Annotated in this window: 17 protein-coding genes, 7 tRNA genes and 1 pseudogene; 10 read left to right on the forward strand and 15 right to left on the reverse strand. The window is 71.5% G+C overall.

The genetic code is table 11. The features are described from left to right. Window positions 1-47 precede the first annotated feature (47 nt). From thrS to ACRAKF_RS08395, 3 genes are all read right to left on the reverse strand, one after another. Window positions 48-2030, reverse strand: coding sequence for a threonine--tRNA ligase (gene thrS, locus ACRAKF_RS08385; RefSeq protein ID WP_447036306.1), 1983 nt, complete (start codon window positions 2028-2030; stop codon window positions 48-50). A gap of 174 nt (window positions 2031-2204) precedes the next feature. Further along, window positions 2205-3428, reverse strand: a complete 1224-nt coding sequence (locus ACRAKF_RS08390) for a hypothetical protein (protein ID WP_447041869.1) — start codon at window positions 3426-3428, stop codon at window positions 2205-2207. After that, the gene (locus ACRAKF_RS08395) at window positions 3425-4012 is read right to left on the reverse strand and encodes a DUF4365 domain-containing protein (protein WP_447041870.1); all 588 of its coding nucleotides are present in this window, start codon (window positions 4010-4012) and stop codon (window positions 3425-3427) included. The genes ACRAKF_RS08390 and ACRAKF_RS08395 overlap by 4 nt, the downstream gene beginning before the upstream one ends. A 168-nt stretch (window positions 4013-4180) precedes the next feature. On the opposite strand from ACRAKF_RS08395, the gene ACRAKF_RS08400 reads away from it, so the two are divergent. Further along, window positions 4181-4906: an exonuclease domain-containing protein gene (locus ACRAKF_RS08400; RefSeq protein WP_447036307.1), complete on the forward strand. Its 726-nt coding sequence runs from the start codon at window positions 4181-4183 to the stop codon at window positions 4904-4906. 52 nt (window positions 4907-4958) lie between these two features. Here ACRAKF_RS08400 and ACRAKF_RS08405 read toward each other — a convergent pair. The 4 genes from ACRAKF_RS08405 to ACRAKF_RS08420 form a co-directional block, all read right to left on the reverse strand. After that, window positions 4959-5030 (reverse strand) — tRNA-Val (locus ACRAKF_RS08405). Window positions 5031-5102: 72 nt separating this feature from the next. After that, window positions 5103-5558 (reverse strand): SRPBCC family protein, encoded by a 456-nt coding sequence (locus ACRAKF_RS08410; protein WP_447036308.1) that lies wholly within the window; start codon window positions 5556-5558, stop codon window positions 5103-5105. Window positions 5559-5809: 251 nt separating this feature from the next. Continuing rightward, window positions 5810-5881, reverse strand: a tRNA-Val gene (locus ACRAKF_RS08415). Window positions 5882-5947: 66 nt separating this feature from the next. After that, window positions 5948-6382, reverse strand: a complete 435-nt coding sequence (locus tag ACRAKF_RS08420) for a TIGR02611 family protein (protein WP_447036309.1) — start codon at window positions 6380-6382, stop codon at window positions 5948-5950. A gap of 191 nt (window positions 6383-6573) precedes the next feature. Between ACRAKF_RS08420 and ACRAKF_RS08425 the strand changes: the two genes are divergently transcribed. After that, window positions 6574-6987 carry an SsgA family sporulation/cell division regulator gene (locus ACRAKF_RS08425; RefSeq protein ID WP_003959770.1) on the forward strand — a complete coding sequence of 138 codons (414 nt, stop codon included), beginning with the start codon at window positions 6574-6576 and terminating at the stop codon, window positions 6985-6987. A 216-nt stretch (window positions 6988-7203) separates the two neighbouring features. Continuing rightward, the gene (locus ACRAKF_RS08430; protein ID WP_447036310.1) at window positions 7204-7761 is read left to right on the forward strand and encodes a CGNR zinc finger domain-containing protein; all 558 of its coding nucleotides are present in this window, start codon (window positions 7204-7206) and stop codon (window positions 7759-7761) included. Between the two features lie 9 nt (window positions 7762-7770). Here the strand turns inward: ACRAKF_RS08430 and ACRAKF_RS08435 are convergent, their stop codons facing one another. Continuing rightward, a complete protein-coding gene (locus ACRAKF_RS08435) occupies window positions 7771-7944 on the reverse strand; it encodes a hypothetical protein (protein WP_447036311.1) in 174 nt (57 codons plus the stop codon). 217 nt (window positions 7945-8161) lie between these two features. After that, window positions 8162-8608 (reverse strand): hypothetical protein, encoded by a 447-nt coding sequence (locus ACRAKF_RS08440; RefSeq protein ID WP_447036312.1) that lies wholly within the window; start codon window positions 8606-8608, stop codon window positions 8162-8164. A gap of 198 nt (window positions 8609-8806) precedes the next feature. Here ACRAKF_RS08440 and ACRAKF_RS08445 point away from each other — a divergent pair, with 198 nt between their 5' ends. After that, window positions 8807-9322: a DsbA family protein gene (locus ACRAKF_RS08445; RefSeq protein WP_447036313.1), complete on the forward strand. Its 516-nt coding sequence runs from the start codon at window positions 8807-8809 to the stop codon at window positions 9320-9322. 76 nt (window positions 9323-9398) lie between these two features. On the opposite strand, the gene ACRAKF_RS08450 is transcribed toward ACRAKF_RS08445, so the two are convergent. The 3 genes from ACRAKF_RS08450 to ACRAKF_RS08460 all read right to left on the reverse strand — a co-directional run bounded on the left by ACRAKF_RS08450 (window position 9399) and on the right by ACRAKF_RS08460 (window position 12187). Continuing rightward, window positions 9399-10223 (reverse strand): GNAT family N-acetyltransferase, encoded by an 825-nt coding sequence (locus ACRAKF_RS08450; RefSeq protein WP_447036314.1) that lies wholly within the window; start codon window positions 10221-10223, stop codon window positions 9399-9401. A 120-nt stretch (window positions 10224-10343) separates the two neighbouring features. After that, complete coding sequence (locus ACRAKF_RS08455; protein WP_447036315.1) at window positions 10344-11165, reverse strand: aminotransferase class IV; 822 nt, start codon at window positions 11163-11165, stop codon at window positions 10344-10346. After that, complete coding sequence (locus ACRAKF_RS08460) at window positions 11162-12187, reverse strand: chorismate-binding protein (RefSeq protein WP_447036316.1); 1026 nt, start codon at window positions 12185-12187, stop codon at window positions 11162-11164. The genes ACRAKF_RS08455 and ACRAKF_RS08460 overlap by 4 nt, the downstream gene beginning before the upstream one ends. A 188-nt stretch (window positions 12188-12375) precedes the next feature. On the opposite strand from ACRAKF_RS08460, the gene ACRAKF_RS08465 reads away from it, so the two are divergent. The 5 genes from ACRAKF_RS08465 (at window position 12376) to ACRAKF_RS08485 (ending at window position 12898) form a co-directional block, all read left to right on the forward strand. Next, window positions 12376-12448: transfer RNA gene (locus ACRAKF_RS08465), tRNA-Gly, on the forward strand. A gap of 39 nt (window positions 12449-12487) precedes the next feature. Beyond that, window positions 12488-12561 (forward strand) — tRNA-Cys (locus tag ACRAKF_RS08470). Window position 12562: 1 nt separating this feature from the next. Further along, a tRNA-Val gene (locus tag ACRAKF_RS08475) sits at window positions 12563-12634 on the forward strand. A 57-nt stretch (window positions 12635-12691) separates the two neighbouring features. After that, window positions 12692-12763: transfer RNA gene (locus ACRAKF_RS08480), tRNA-Val, on the forward strand. 60 nt (window positions 12764-12823) lie between these two features. Next, window positions 12824-12898: transfer RNA gene (locus tag ACRAKF_RS08485), tRNA-Val, on the forward strand. 80 nt (window positions 12899-12978) lie between these two features. On the opposite strand, the gene ACRAKF_RS08490 is transcribed toward ACRAKF_RS08485, so the two are convergent. Beyond that, entirely contained in the window at window positions 12979-13302 is a 324-nt protein-coding gene (locus tag ACRAKF_RS08490) for a TFIIB-type zinc ribbon-containing protein (RefSeq protein WP_447036317.1), read from the reverse strand. 69 nt (window positions 13303-13371) lie between these two features. Continuing rightward, complete coding sequence (locus ACRAKF_RS08495) at window positions 13372-14337, reverse strand: phosphotransferase (RefSeq protein ID WP_447036318.1); 966 nt, start codon at window positions 14335-14337, stop codon at window positions 13372-13374. A 105-nt stretch (window positions 14338-14442) separates the two neighbouring features. On the opposite strand from ACRAKF_RS08495, the pseudogene ACRAKF_RS08500 reads away from it, so the two are divergent. After that, a pseudogene (locus ACRAKF_RS08500) lies at window positions 14443-14694 on the forward strand (LysR family transcriptional regulator); the annotation flags it as partial. 287 nt (window positions 14695-14981) lie between these two features. Here the strand turns inward: ACRAKF_RS08500 and ACRAKF_RS08505 are convergent. Beyond that, a complete protein-coding gene (locus ACRAKF_RS08505) occupies window positions 14982-15185 on the reverse strand; it encodes a hypothetical protein (protein WP_447036319.1) in 204 nt (67 codons plus the stop codon). Window positions 15186-15308: the final 123 nt, after the last annotated feature.

The following is a 15308-nucleotide window of genomic DNA, read 5'->3' on the forward strand; positions in this document are numbered from 1 at the left end:
GAGGCCCCCGAGGACACGCCTCGGGGGCCTCTGCGCATATGCCCGCCTCAGACCTGGGCGCGGTCCTCCACGGCCTTGGTGATCTTGGCGATCGCCTCGTCGACCGGGATGCCGTTCTCCTGCGAGCCGTCGCGGTAACGGAAGGAGACGGCGCCGTTGGCCATGTCCTCGTCGCCCGCGATGACCATGAACGGCACCTTGGACTTCTGGGCGTTCCTGATCTTCTTCTGCATGCGGTCCGACGAGGCGTCGACGTCCACCCGCAGGCCCCTCTCCTTCGCCTTGGCCGCGAACTCCTGGAGGTAGGACACGTGGGCGTCGCCGATCGGGATGCCGAGCGCCTGCACGGGGGCCAGCCACACCGGGAAGGCGCCCGCGTAGTGCTCGAGGAGCACCGCGAAGAACCGCTCGATGGAGCCGAAGAGCGCCCGGTGGATCATGACGGGCTGCTGCTTCGTGCCGTCAGGCGCGGTGTACTCCAGGCCGAAGCGCTTGGGCTGCTGGAAGTCGACCTGGATGGTCGACATCTGCCAGGACCGGCCGATCGCGTCCTTGGCCTGCACGGAGATCTTCGGGCCGTAGTACGCGGCGCCGCCCGGGTCCGGGACCAGCGGGAGGTCCTGCTTGGCGGCCGCCTGGCGCAGCGCCTCGGTGGCCTCCTCCCACTCCGCGTCCTCGCCGATGAACTTGTCCGACTCGGGGTCGCGGGTGGACAGCTCCAGCTCGAACTCGTTCAGGCCGTAGTCGCGCAGCAGGTCGAGGACGAAGGTGAGGAGCGAGTCGAGCTCGCCCGCCATCTGCTCCTTGGTGCAGTAGATGTGCGAGTCGTCCTGCGTGAAGCCGCGCGAGCGGGTCAGGCCGTGCACGACGCCCGACTTCTCGTAACGGTAGACCGTGCCGAACTCGAAGAGGCGCAGCGGCAGTTCGCGGTAGGAGCGGCCGCGCGCCTTGAAGATGAGGTTGTGCATCGGGCAGTTCATCGCCTTGAGGCGGTAGTTCTGCTCGTCGAACTCGATGGCGGGGAACATGCCGTCCGAGTAGTTCGGCAGGTGCCCGGAGATCTCGAAGAGACGCTCCTTGGAGATGTGCGGCGTGTTCACGAACTCATAGCCCGTGTCCTCGTGCCGCTTGCGGGAGTAGGTCTCCATCTCCTTGCGGATCACGCCGCCCTTGGGGTGGAAGACCGCGAGGCCCGGGCCGAGCTCCTCGGGGAAGGAGAACAGGTCCAGCTCGGAGCCGAGCTTGCGGTGGTCGCGCTTCTCGGCCTCGGCGAGGAACTCCAGGTGCGCCTTCAGCTCGTCCTTCGACGGCCACGCGGTGCCGTAGATGCGCTGGAGCTGAGGGTTCTTCTCGCTGCCCCGCCAGTAGGCGGCGGCGGAGCGCATCAGCTTGAACGCGGGGATGTTCCGCGTGGTGGGCAGGTGCGGACCGCGGCAGAGGTCCTTCCAGCACAGTTCGCCGGTCTTGGCGTCGAGGTTGTCGTAGATGGTCAGCTCGCCGCCGCCCACCTCGGCGTCCGCGCCCTCGGCGGCGTTGGCCGCGTTGCCCTTGAGACCGATGAGCTCCAGCTTGTACGGCTCCCCGGCCAGCTCCTCGCGGGCGTCGTCGTCGGTGGTGACGCGGCGCGAGAACTTCTGGCCCCGCTTCTGGATCTCCTGCATCTTCTTCTCGACGCGCTTGAGGTCCTCGGGGGTGAACGGCTCGGCGACGTCGAAGTCGTAGTAGAAGCCGTCCCGGATGGGCGGGCCGATGCCCAGCTTGGCCTCGGGGAAGAGCTCCTGCACGGCCTGCGCCATGACGTGCGCGGTCGAGTGGCGCAGGATGTTCAGGCCGTCCTCGGAGGAGATCTCGACGGGCTCGATCTCGTCGCCGTCGGCCACGGCGTAGGCCAGGTCCTTCAGCTCGCCGGCCACGCGGGCGGCGACGACGGTGCGCTCACCGGGGAAGAGCTCCGCGGCCGTAGTCCCCGTCGTCACCACGCGCTCTTCCCGCTCGGAATCGCGTTGGATGATCACACGGACGTCTGACACCGGTCTCTCCTAGCTGAAGGGGGGTGCGGCACGTTCATATCGCGCACGCAAGAGGGATCGTACCGAGCCCGGGGCTTCCCCCGCGAAACGGATCTCCCGACCCGCCCGTAAGCGCGCCCCCTCCGCCCCCTGCTCCCGGGCGGCTGTCCCCCGGCGACGCCCACCGCACACGCCTCAGTCCGTGCCGCACGCCTCCTCGAAGAAGTCGATGTTCTCCTGGAGCGACTTCATCAGCCGGTCCCGCTCCGCCTCGTCCACCTGCACCGGCGCCACGCCGCTCGCCCCGGTCAGCCGCCGGAAGCCGCCCCGGCTCTCCAGGCGTCCGCGCACCTGGATCGGCAGCCCCACCAGATGGGCCTGGATGGCCACGAGGTACGACTCCTCGTCCAGGACCATCCGCACCTGCGGGACGTCCGCCCCGGTGATCACCCTGACCCGGACGGTGCCGGGACCGCGCGGCGACGAGCGCCGCATCCGTACCACGGCCCCGGTGAGGTGAACCGGCACCGACGGCTCGCCCCGCAGATAGCGGGCGCTCGCCGCGCGCAGCGCCGCCAGGTCGCCGGGCGAGAACTCCACGGGCTCCGCGTGCGCCGCGCACCCTTCGGGCACCCCCGCGCCGGGCGCCCACTCCACCGCGACGCGCGCTCCCTCCGTGCCGTGCACCAGCGCCACGATCGCCTCGGTCAGCTCATGGCTCGCGCCCGCCTCGACCGCCCCGTCGAAGGCGTCCATGCCCCCGGTGGCGCGCTGGAGGTCGACGGCCTCGCGGACCGCGTACAGCGCCTGACGCAGCCGGACGGCGAGTGGCCGCCCGGTCCCGACCGGCAGGTACGCGGTCAGCCTGCGGCCGCCGGGCGCGGGCCCGACCAGCACGTTCTCCAGGGCGGTCGCGGCGGCCCCGCGGTGCCGCGCCCCGTGGTACCCGGCGCGGGCGCGCGCGGCGAGCGCTCCGGCGAGCAGCAGCTGCCGGGCCGCCGAGCGCAGCCGCTCCTCGGCCGGCCAGGTCGCGGCGCCCGCGGGCCCCTCGGGCACGTCACGCCACCAGTGGATCTCGTCACTGGGCACGGCGAGAGCGACGAGGACGTCACGGGCGGTCGGCGAAGCGCTGCGGGAGAGCGCGACGAGGGCCTCGCCGATGAGGTCCTCGCAGTCGGGGAAGGCCCGGCTCTCGGGGACGAGCAGGCTGGTGCCGCCGCCACCGGGTCCCGGGGGCGTCCAGCGGGCGTAGCGGCCGGGGGCTCCGCCGCGCCGGTGCCAGCCGTGCCGGGCGAGCAGCGCGCCGAGCACCGCGGGGTCGACGAGGCCGGGCTCGGGCGGCTCCGGCCACGGGCCCGCGGCGGGCACCGGGTGGGGGCGGGCCGCCGGCAGGGGCTCTTCGTGGGGGCGGTGCATCAGGGTCTCCCTCCCCTTCCCACCCGCGTCATGATCTCGCAGAGCGCACGGTCGTCGAAGATCCGCGAGGTGGGGACGCGCACGGTGGTCCTGCGCCTGCCGGTCACGGGATGCCCGGCGAGGTTGGTCCAGTAGCAGCAGTGCCGCAGGTCGAGCCGGTCGTGACCGGCCCGCAGCCAGTCGTCCCGGGACCTGGGCACGATCATCACGACAAGGATCTTGTGCACCGAGACCGGCGTACGGGCCAGCTTCACCAGGTGCGCGTTGTCGAGCGTGAAGGAGAAGGCGGGCCGCGTGGACCCGTCGTCCGGGGGCGCCGGGATCGGCGGTATCTGGTACGTGCACTTGAGCTGGACCTTGATGGTGACCTCGTCGTCGACCGTGTGCCCGGGGGCGCTGTGGCTGACGTGCCAGTCGATGCCGTTGTCCGGAAAGGGCTGGGAGAGCGAGCATCCCGCGGCCGCCGCGACGGCGTGCAGGTAGCCCACCTGAAGTGTCTCCATACAGGCGGTGGTGGCGAGTGTGCCGCGCGGCGGTGCGATCCGCTCGGGCAGCAGCCCACCCTGTTCGGGCTGCGCGAGCGCCATGTCCAACAGGCCTTCCGCGAAAGGTCGGTTCCCGGCGCGGGCCGTCATGTCAAGGGCCCCGCACCTCTGTTGTCTCCGGCCCGCGTACGGCGCAAACGGCCCGGGTATCACCGGTGTGGGCGGAGGACCGACGTCATCTGCCGGAACTGAGCGAGGAGTTGCACGACCATGACGTGCTGGTACGAGGGGCCCTTGGCCGCATTCGACACGGAGACCACGGGCGTCGACGTCGAGACCGACCGCATAGTGTCGGCCGCCGTCGTCGTCCAGCAGGGCGCGGGCACCAGGCCGCGCATCAGCCGCTGGCTGGTCAACCCGGGCGTTCCGGTGCCCGAGGAGGCCACCGCGGTCCACGGACTGACGGAGGATCATCTTCAGCGCACCGGACGCTGGCCGGCGCCGGTGATGGAGGAGATCGCGCGTGATCTGGCCGAGCAGGGCGCCGCGGGCCGGCCGATCGTGGTGATGAACGCGCCGTTCGACCTGACGATGCTCGACCGGGAGCTGCGCAGGCACCGCGCGTCGTCGCTCGGCCGCTATATGGAGGGCTCCGCCCTCTGCGTGATCGATCCACGGGTCCTGGACAAGCACCTGGACCGCTACCGCAAGGGCCGCCGCACGCTCACCGACCTGTGCGAGCACTACGAGGTGGAGCTGTCCGAGGCCCATGACGCGGCGGCGGACGCCCAGGCGGCGCTCGATGTCGTACGGGCGATAGGGCGCCGCTTCGCGTCCCGTCTGGAACGCCTCTCGCCGGCCGAGCTGCACACGCTCCAGGCGGTCTGGCACGCGGCGCAGGCGCGGGGGCTCCAGGCGTGGTTCGCGAAGAGCGGCACACCGGAGACGGTGGACCCGGCGTGGCCGCTGCGGCCCGAACTGCGGGCCGCCGCCTGACGCAGGGCAAAGAAAAAACCGGTCCGTCTGCTGACGGACCGGCGTTCTCCGGTGGGCGATACTGGGTTCGAACCAGTGACCTCTTCGGTGTGAACGAAGCGCTCTCCCACTGAGCTAATCGCCCGGGAACGCACTGAACAATACAGGTCCCGGCGCCCTTCCTTCAAACCGTCTTCCCCCGGCTCCCGCCGAGCGGCTACGAGCGGTCCCTGGCGGCGAGATGGGCGACGAGCCCGCGCCGTCCCGCCCGCATCATCAGGGCGTGGTTGACGACGAAGAACGGCCGGCCGGGCACGGCCAGGCGCCGCATGAGCGGCCTGCGCACCTCGACCTCCTGGTCGTAGACGGCGCGCGTCCCCGTGGGCGCGGCCTCGACCGTCCAGCGCGCCCACCCGTCCAGATCGCCGGTCATCCGTATCTCGAGGATCCCGGCGCCGGGATCACGGCGGGCCTCCCGCGCGCCGACGACCAAGTCGTACGGGAGGAAGGACCGGAAGCGGGCGACACCGCTGCGGCCGTCGGTCGACGTCACCTCGCGCACCTGCGGCCACCACAGCGGATAGTCCCGCACCCGCTCAAAAGCCGCGTAGACGTCATCGGGGGCGGCGGGGAGGTCCCAGCGGGTGTGGAAGCGGTAACGGCACCAGTCCATGGTCCGAGTCTGCCCGCCGGGGGCAGAGATACGGCCCTCGGGGAGCCGCTGATTCTCGCCATCCGCGCCGGGTATGAGCAACGGCCGCGCGGCGCGCGGGGGTTCCGGAATGCGCTGAACCGAATGCGGTGAAATCCGGACAGCCGCGCACCGGTACACCCGCGCGTATGTGGACCCGTCAATTCCCTTGGCTCATAAGTGAATACGAGAACGGCCCGGAGGCTGAAAAGCCTCCGGGCCGTAATCCGGGGTGGGCGATACTGGGTTCGAACCAGTGACCTCTTCGGTGTGAACGAAGCGCTCTCCCACTGAGCTAATCGCCCCGGGCGCATGGAGAACATTACCGCATGTCAGCGGGTGCCTCCGACCGCCCCGGAGTCACCCGTGGGTCACTCCTTGATCTTCCACGGCATCGTGATGCCGAACTTCCACACGTACACGGCGACGAGCACCGCGACGATGACCAGGCCGATCGTCGTCAGAATGATGTTCCGGCGGCGCACCTTGGGGTCGAGCGCACGCTGTGCCGCCTCGGTGACCTTGCGTTTCGTCCAGCGCAGCACCAGCTGGGCCCAGACGAACTCGGTCGCCCAGATCGCCATGCCACCGAAGATCACCAGCCAGCCGGGGCCGGGGAGCGGCAGCATGATGATGCCCGCGACGACCACCGCGAGCCCCACGATGAAGACACCCACCTGCCAGCTCAGGTGCAGCGCCCTGCGCGACTGGACGTACTGCGGCGCACGGGACCCGAGGGCCGGCTCCGCGACCGCCCCGTCGATCGGTTCCGCGACCTCCGGCGGTTCGTTACTCCCCGTATTCATACGGCCAAACCCTACCGGATGGAAACCCTTCACCGGAATGGCCGCATGGCCAACGGAGACAACCCGCCAAAAGAGCTACCTAAAGACACGCAAAACACTCAGAGGGGTTTACAACGGCACCGTAGGTGGCATGTCGATTTCGCCGACGTGCGAATCCCCGAGCGCACACTGAGCGAAAGGCCCTGGCGCTTATGAACACCACGGTCAGCTGCGAGCTGCACCTGCGCCTCGTTGTGTCGAGCGAGTCCTCACTGCCTGTTCCCGCAGGACTGCGGTATGACACGGCCGATCCCTATGCCGTGCACGCCACCTTCCACACCGGAGCCGAGGAGACGGTCGAGTGGGTATTCGCCCGCGATCTCCTCGCCGAGGGCCTGCACCGGCCCACCGGTACCGGCGACGTCCGAGTCTGGCCGTCCCGGAGCCACGGTCAGGGCGTCGTCTGCATCGCCCTGAGCTCCCCGGAGGGCGAGGCTCTGCTCGAGGCCCCGGCGCGGGCCCTGGAGTCCTTCCTGAAGCGAACCGACGCGGCCGTGCCCCCCGGTACGGAGCACCGCCACTTCGATCTCGACACCGAGCTCTCTCACATCCTGGCGGAAAGTTAACCGCGCCAGGAGCGTCGGGATCCCTTCACGCCGTCCGACTCGGGGCGACGGCGCGAAGGGTCACGGCGCGAGACGCTCGCCGCAGAGAAACAGACACGGGCGCCGTCGCCGCGGAGATCCTCCGCAGTGACGGCGCCGCTGTCTTCGCCTGGGATACCGCTAGCATCGGCCAGCATCGGCGGGCACCGGCCCGACCCCCAGGCCAGGGAGCGAATCGTGCTGATCACCCACGACACCCGGTGTTCTCTCGACGCCGTGGTCGATCTGGTGAACACCGCACCGGAGCAGGACGGCGCCGACGGGCTCGCGGACGTGGCGGCGCTCGGTGACTTCGCACGGAGCCATGAGGTGAGCGACGTCGGGGTGCTCACCGAAGGGGACCTCGCCGATGTGCACCGGGTCCGCGGCCGCTTCGCCGAGGTCTTCGCCAACCCGGAGCCGAAGGCCGCCTCCCGCATCATCAACGACCTCATCGCGGCGGCGGGCACCACGCCCCGCCTCACCGACCACGACGGCTACGACTGGCACATCCACTACTTCGCGCCCGGCGCCTCCATCGCCGACCACCTGGCCGCCGACTGCGGCATGGCCCTGGCCTTCTTCGTGGTCGCGGGGGAACAGGACCGGCTGCGGCGCTGTGAGGCACCGGACTGCCGGCGCGCCTTCGCCGACCTCTCGCGCAACCGGTCCCGGCGCTACTGCGACAGCCGCACCTGCGGCAACCGCCTGCATGTCGCCGCCTACCGCGCCCGCCGCAAGGAAGCCGCGGGCTGAGCGGAGCCGTCAGAGCAGCAGCAGATCGTGCAGCGACGCCAGCAGGATCAGGGTGCTGATCACGGTCAGGAAGATCATCAAAGGCGGTTGGGAGAGAGCGAAGAGACAGCCTCGCCGCTCCTCGTCGTCCGGCGGGGCGTCGTCCGGCGGGGCAGTGCCGCCCTCATTGGTGGTGTCCAGCATCTCGCCGTGATGATGACGCAGCCGGACGGCGGCGGATGACCAAGGAGCCCGGCCGACAGGCTTTCGCGCCACCCTGCGCGGGCCGGCGAAAGGCCCGTGTCAGGCCCCATCCACCCGGAGCACGGGGTCCTGCCGCCGCACAGCCCGACGGCACCGCCCGCACTCGAACGAGTGAGCGTCACGGCCCCGCGAACGCAGACGGTTGTTGACGGAGGCGTCAGATGCCGTGCTTCTTCAATATCGCCTCGATGTCGCTGAAGTCCTCCGTGGGTGCGGCGGAGCGCGGCTTCGCGGCGGGCTTGGCGGCGGCCGGGCGGGCGCTCTGGCCCAGCGAGGGCGCCGAGGCCGCGGGGGCCACCGCCTCGCGCTGGGCCGCCTTCGCGGCCTTGCGCTCCTTGCGGGTGCCTCCGGAGCGGCGCTCGACCGCGCGCGTCCCGAAGAAGATCAGCCAGGCCGCCCCGAGCACGCCGAAGCCGACCCACGCCTTGAGGCTGAACGCGGTATCGGCCGCCCAGCCCACGACACCCGTGAGCACGAGCCCCACCGGCACCAGGGAGTACGCCGCGAGACGAGCGGCGCTCAGGAAACGCTTGCGGTAGGCCGTAACCGCGGCGATGCCGAGGCCGGCCGCGGACACGGCGGAACAGATGGTCTCGGCAATCATCCGGCCCTCCAGGCATACAGACGTACGTCGTACATGGCTCTGTCGTCCCCTCCATCCTGCACCGTGAGGGGACCGCGGAGCCACGTCCGGAACGGACTTCAGGGACATCTCCGGGTCATCTCAGGGTCCGGCCTCGTCCCCAGGTCCCGGTTGGGGTGTCGGTTGGGGTGTCCTTCCGCGTGCTGAAAGACTGGGCCCATGACTGACTCCATCCCCGCCCGCCCCGTCGTCGTCGACGTCTGGTGCGAGCTGCAGTGCCCCGACTGCCGTACCGCCCTGGACGACGTGCGCGCCCTGCGCGCCCGCTACGGCGACCGCGTCGAGCTGCGTCTGCGCCACTTCCCCCTGGAGAAGCACAAGCACTCCTTCGCCGCCGCGCAGGCCGCCGAGGAGGCCTTCGAGCAGGGCAAGGGCTGGCCGTACGTGGAGGCCGTGCTCGGCAGGGTCGAGGAGCTGGACCGCGCGGGCGAGCCCTTCCTGGTGGCGAGCGCCCGGGAACTGGACCTGGACGCCGAGGAGTTCGACACCGCCCTCGTCGACGGCCGGCACATCCTGATCGTCGACGCCGACCAGGCCGAGGGCAAGGCGATCGGCGTCACCGGCACGCCCACGTACGTCGTCGGCGGTGAGCGTCTCGACGGCGGCAAGAGCCAGGACGGCCTGCGCGAGCGCGTCGAGGAGCTCGTCGACGGCCTGCTGGCCGCCGAGGACTGACCCCCGCCCCGTCGAAGCGCCGGACGCCGGAGCAAGGGCTCGTACCGGACGCCGGCGCAGAGGTTCGTACCGGACGCTAGAGCAGGGGCTTGTAGAGGTGGTACGAGAGCGGTTCGTAGCCGAGCGACTCGTACAGGCGCAGGGCCGGGGTGTTCCCCGCGAAGACGTTGAGGCCGAGGCGGTCCCTGCCCGCGGCCCGGGTCTGCGCCTCGGCCACGAGCATCAGTGAGCGGCCGTGGCCGCGCCCGCGGTGCCGCTCCTCGACCTCGACGTCGAAGACGAACCCCCTGTCGTCGTTGATCTTGAGCCAGAGGGTGCCGACGCTCTCGCCCCGGTCGGTGAGCACGCTCATCAGGACGTCGGGGGTGGCGAGGCCCTGCGGCAGGTTGTTCGTGTGGTCCGCCTCGGACTTGGCGCGGGCCTCGGCCTCGGGCACGCCACGCTCGATCCAGGTCCGGGCGTACGCCAGCTTGGCCTCCGCCAGCCATGCCGCGTACTCGTCCTCGGTCATCGGCCGCCACCGCACGCCCTCGGGCAGCGCGGCCGGTTCGGCCTCCAGGCGTTTGGCCATGCTGCGGTTGCGCTCCACGTAGCCGAGCGCGGTGGCGAGGCGCAGCGCCGCTGCCGACTCGGCGGGGACGGCGGCCTCCATGCGACGGCAGCCCCAGCCGCGCGCCACCTCCTCGGCGGCCAGCGCCGCCACGGTGCCGCGGCCGCGTCCGCGGTCGGGCCCGTCGACGCGCAGTTCGGCGACCCGGCAGACCTCCGGCCCGAAGACGTCGTGGGTGGCGAGGGCTATGGAGCCCACGGGACGGCTGTTCACACAGACGTCGAACGTGCGCGCCTTGGAACCGTCGGCGCTCAGGTGAAGCGGCCCGGTCGGCCGCAGGGTCGTGGTCATCACAGATGTTCTACCCACCCCGCGGCCGCCTCGTCACCAGGGTTTCTCCCGGTCGTACCCCGACACGGTCCGGTTCTTCCCCGACATGGCCGGTTGTTCCCCGACATCTTCCGGCCGGCCTCACGGGTCGAGGTCGTCGGCCGCCCGCTCGTCGAAGGTCCGCATCGCCTTGGCGGTCACGGGTCCCGGCGCGGCGGGCAGTTGGCGTCCGTCCACGCGGTGGACGCCCTGCACATCGCGGAGCGTCGACGTCAGGAAGACCTCGTCGGCGCGGCCGAGGACGTCCATCGGCAGGTCGGTTTCCTTGGCGCCCGTCCACTCGACGGCGAGCTCGCGCGTGATGCCCGCGAGGCAGCCGGAGGCCACCGGCGGGGTGTGGATCTCGCCGTCGAGCACCACGAAGACGTTGGTCCCCGTGCCCTCGCAGAGCTGCCCGACCGTGTTCGGGAACAGCGCCTCGGAAGCGCCCCGCTCGCGCGCGCGGGCCAGGGCGACGACGTTCTCCGCGTACGAAGTGGTCTTCAGGCCGGTCAGTGCCCCGCGTTCGTTGCGGGTCCACGGCACGGTGATCACCGCGGTGGAGTCGGGGCGCCGCTGGGCCTCGCCGAGTGCCACGACGAGCGTGGCGGCCTCGTCGCCGCGGTCCGAGCCGAGCGGTGACAGCCCGCCGGTGAAGGTGATCCGCAGCCGTCCCAGCGGGAGCGGGTTGGCATCGAGGACCGCGGCGCAGGCGCGGCGCACCTCGTCGAGGTCCGGCTCGGGCAGCCCGAGACCGCGCGCCGAGCGGGCGAGCCGGGCCAGGTGGCGGGTCAGGGCGAAGGGCCTGCCCTGGACCGACTTCACCGTCTCGAAGACGCCGTCGCCGACCGTCAGGCCGTGGTCGAACACGGAGACACGCGCGGACTCGGCGTCCCGCAGCCCGCCGTCGAGCCAGATCTTCACGTTGGGTTTCCTCCACTCGCTTCGTACGCCCCCGACGCTACCGCCAGCAGCCGCGCGGCCTTCAGCTCGGTCTCCCGCCACTCCCCCTCGGGGTCGGAACCCCAGGTGATACCCGCTCCCGTGCCGAAGCGCAGCATGCCTTCGGAGCGGTCGATCCAGAAGGTGCGGATGCCGACCGCCAGCTCGCCCGTGCCCCGGTCGGCGTCGACCCAGCCGATGCCGCCGCAGTAGGGGCCGCGGGGTGCGGTCTCCAGCTCCTCGATGATCCGCAGGGCACTGGGCTTCGGGGCGCCCGTGACGGAGCCGGGCGGGAACGTTCCGTCGAACAGTTCCGGCCAGCCCGCGTCCGGGCGCAGCTCGCCGTGGACGGTGGAGACGAGGTGGACGAGGCCGGGGTGCTTCTCGACCACGCAGAGGTCGGGGACGGTCACGGACCCGGTGGCGCAGACGCGCCCGAGGTCGTTGCGGACGAGGTCCACGATCATGACGTTCTCGGCGTAGTCCTTCTCCAGGAGGTCCGCCTCGGTCCTTCCGGTGCCCTTGATGGGGCCGGACTCCACGACACGGCCCTTGCGGCGCAGGTAGAGCTCCGGCGAGGCGGTGGCTGCCTCCACGCCGTGAGCGGGCAGGCGAATCGTTCCCGCATAGGGAGCGGGGTTCCCGCGCGCGAGGAGGGCGGTCAGGGCGTCGACATCGGCGTCGGCCGGGACGGGCGCGGACAGGACACGGCAGAGGTTCGCCTGGTAGACCTCGCCGGCCGCGATGTACTCCCGTATCCGCCGCACACCTCCGGTGTACGCGGCGCGGTCGAGGGACGACGTCCAGTCACCGGTGGCCGGTCCGCGCCACTTCCCCGGGGCGGGCGCGGGCACGGGCTCTTCGCGTACGTCGTCGAAGCGGGCGCAGGTCAGGCCGCCCTCGAAGTCGGCGGTCACCGCCCAGAAGCCGGTGGAGTCCAGGGCGGCGGGGTCGCTGGTCACGTCACGGAGACCGGTGGCCACACGGCCACCGAAGCGCGCCATCGGAGGGAGCGTCGAAGACGACGTCAGAGCGGGGTTGTGCACGGCTGCGAGTCTATGGCCGGTGCCCCGGGGCGCGCCCCGGGCCGATGACAGCGCAGCACGCTGCGCAAACGCGTTTTTGTACTGGCCCAGGAATCCGCTAGAGTTCAACACGTCGCCGGGACGCGCAAGCGGGCCGGGAAAGACAAGCGGACGTAGCTCAGTTGGTAGAGCGCAACCTTGCCAAGGTTGAGGTCGCCAGTTCGAACCTGGTCGTCCGCTCGCAGGAAGAGGGGGATCTTCCCGAACCCCCGCACTCCTGGTGGAGTGGCCGAGAGGCGAGGCAACGGCCTGCAAAGCCGTCTACACGGGTTCAAATCCCGTCTCCACCTCCAAGGACGATTAGCTCAGCGGGAGAGCGCTTCCCTGACACGGAAGAGGTCACTGGTTCAATCCCAGTATCGTCCACTGGATCTTGGTGAAGGCCGATGGGATCGTGATGATCGGCTTCATGGAGATCGTCCCGCGCGATTAGCTCAGCGGGAGAGCGCTTCCCTGACACGGAAGAGGTCACTGGTTCAATCCCAGTATCGCGCACGCAGTACGCAGCGAAAGCCGGAGACGGCGGACGCCGTGCGCAGCACACGCAGGTCACCCGCGCGATTAGCTCAGCGGGAGAGCGCTTCCCTGACACGGAAGAGGTCACTGGTTCAATCCCAGTATCGCGCACCATCCACGAAGCCCCCGGCCGTCTCCATGGCCGGGGGCTTCGTCGTGTCCGTGGCTCAGGAAGCCCAGGAAGCTCAGGAAGCTCAGGACGAGAAGAGCATGTGGCCGAAGCTCTTGTGCCGCTTGTTGTGGCCGTGGTGACCGCCGTGGCCGCCGTGCGGGGCACCCCAGGCGGGGGCCGGGGCCGCGGGGTAGGCCTGCTGCGGGGCGACCGGGGGCGCGGGGTAGGCCTGCTGCGGGGGCGCGGGGGGCGGCGGAGCCTGCTGGCCCCACTGGGTCTCGAGACGGGTCAGGGACTCGAGCTCGCCGTAGTCGAGGAAGATGCCGCGGCAGTTGTTGCACTGCTCGATCTGGACGCCATTGCGGTTGTACGTGTGCATCGGTGCGTGACACTTGGGGCACTGCATGGACGGCTCAACTCCTCGCCGGTGGTGACTGTTCCGCCGGACCTCTTCCCGGCTTCGGTGCGTTGCACCCTACTTCGTCACGTCCGGGGCCAACTGCGGCGGGACCGCCGTCACTCCGGCCATCCGGTCGCAGGCGTCGACCAGGGCCTGCTCGACCTCGTCCAGCGGACGACCTGCGGCGACGGCCTTGGCTATCGCCAGGGCCGCGGTCTGCGCGGTCAGGGCGCGGGCCGGGGTGTCGAGCACCGGCCAGGGGTCGGCGCCGCCCGCCGGGAGGGCGTGGCCGCCCGCTCGGCGGTACGTCTCCAGGAAGCGGGTCCACTCCTCGGAGGAGAGCAGCCCGCAGGCGTACCAGGCCGCCGGGCGGGCAAGGTCCCAGGCCGGGTCGCCCATGCCGAGGTCGTCGACGTCGATGAGCCGCCAGCCGCGGCTCCCGGTGCGCACGAGCTGGCCGAGGTGCAGGTCCCCGTGGCACAGCCGCCGGCGTCCCGCCGGGGCGGGGGCCTCGCCGCGGGCCCATGACGGCAGGGCCGCCCAGGCGCGCAGGACCGGGGGCGCGGCGGGATGCGGGCCCGCGGCGCGGAGCCGGGCCATGGCGCGGGCGGCCTTGGCGTGGCCGCGCATCTCCGGGAGCGGCCGGGGCAGCGCCGCCGGGTCGGTGGCGTGCAGCCCTGCGAGGAGCGTGGCGGCGGCCTCCCAGGGGGCGGCGTCGGGGTCCTCGCGGTCCACCGGGGTGCCGTGCGGCCAGAACGTGACGAGCCGGCCGTGCAGGACGGCGGGCGCCTCGCGCAGGGGCGGCAGGAGCAGCTCGGGGAGGTGGGCGGCGACGCCGAGACGCACGGCCAGGTCCCGCCGGTCCGTGCCGGGTGCGTGCGCCTTGGCGACCACGTCTCCATGCCGTACGACCTGGGCGTCGTCCCGGTCGGCGAGCACGAGGTCCCCGGCTCCGCCGCCACCGCAGGGACACGCCCCATCGACCGGATGAGCCGCCCTCCGGGCCTCGAAGGCGAGCGCGGGCAACAGGGCGGTGGTCACGAGGGTCGAGCGTATGCGGTGGGGGGCGCGGGGCCGGCGACGGGGCGGGTCCGGCTTCAGGCGTGGCCGGTGCGGGGGTGGACCGGCTGGGTGGGGTGGATCGGCCAGGCGTACTGGAACGGCGGCGAGCCGCGCCAGGGCCCCGTCGTCCGCGTCGTCCAGGAGTGCCTGCAAGCCGTGCCGTGGAACGGCACGGTCGGCGTGGCCCCGCTCGGCCACGGTCTGCCCGCCGGGCCGGCCGCGGTGCCGCTGGTCGACATGGCGCCGAGCCGAGTGGTGGCGGCAGGGAACGAGGGCGACACCAACCCGTTGATCCGGTCCTTCGTCGAGACGGCGACTGCCGCGTACCGCCACTGAGCGGCCGTGTTCCGGTGCTGATCGGTGCTGACCGGCGCTGAGCCAAGCCGCGCCGAACGCCCGTTCTACCGCCGCGCGTGCGGCAGGCAGGCGCCCTCCCGGCGGTCCGAGCCCCCGGCCCCGTAAAGCCGAAGTGGTGGCCCGCGCCCGGCAGTACCCGCGCATGGCAATGCCCGCGCAGCTCCCCAGCTGCGCGGGCATTCTGCCGTCCGCCGCACCCCCGTCCCCACGGGGTTTCCTGGCCGGATGTCCCCGCCCGGACCGCTCTTCCGGGCCTGGGGCGCCGCTCAGCGCCCCAGCATCACGCCCACGGACGACGCTTGTGTGACCACTGCTTCCCAGCCGCCGAAGGCGACCACGAGCAGGGCTGCCAGAGGAAGGACCATGGCCGTCGCCACCAAGGGGTGACGCGTGCCGGAGGGCCGGACGCCGAACGCGGAGAACCTGCGACCCTGGGTGCGGATCAAGGTCCGCGGTGCGATGTCCGCCATGGTTCCTCTCCTGACCGATCTCGATGTGGTTTTGGCAGCGACGGGTGCTTGACCTCGGGGGACGAGTGCTGCACCCGCCGCTTGACCTCAAATCTAGGTCCAGGCGCGCCGCGGCACGTCATG

Source organism: Streptomyces sp. DSM 118878 (genome assembly GCF_052936595.1).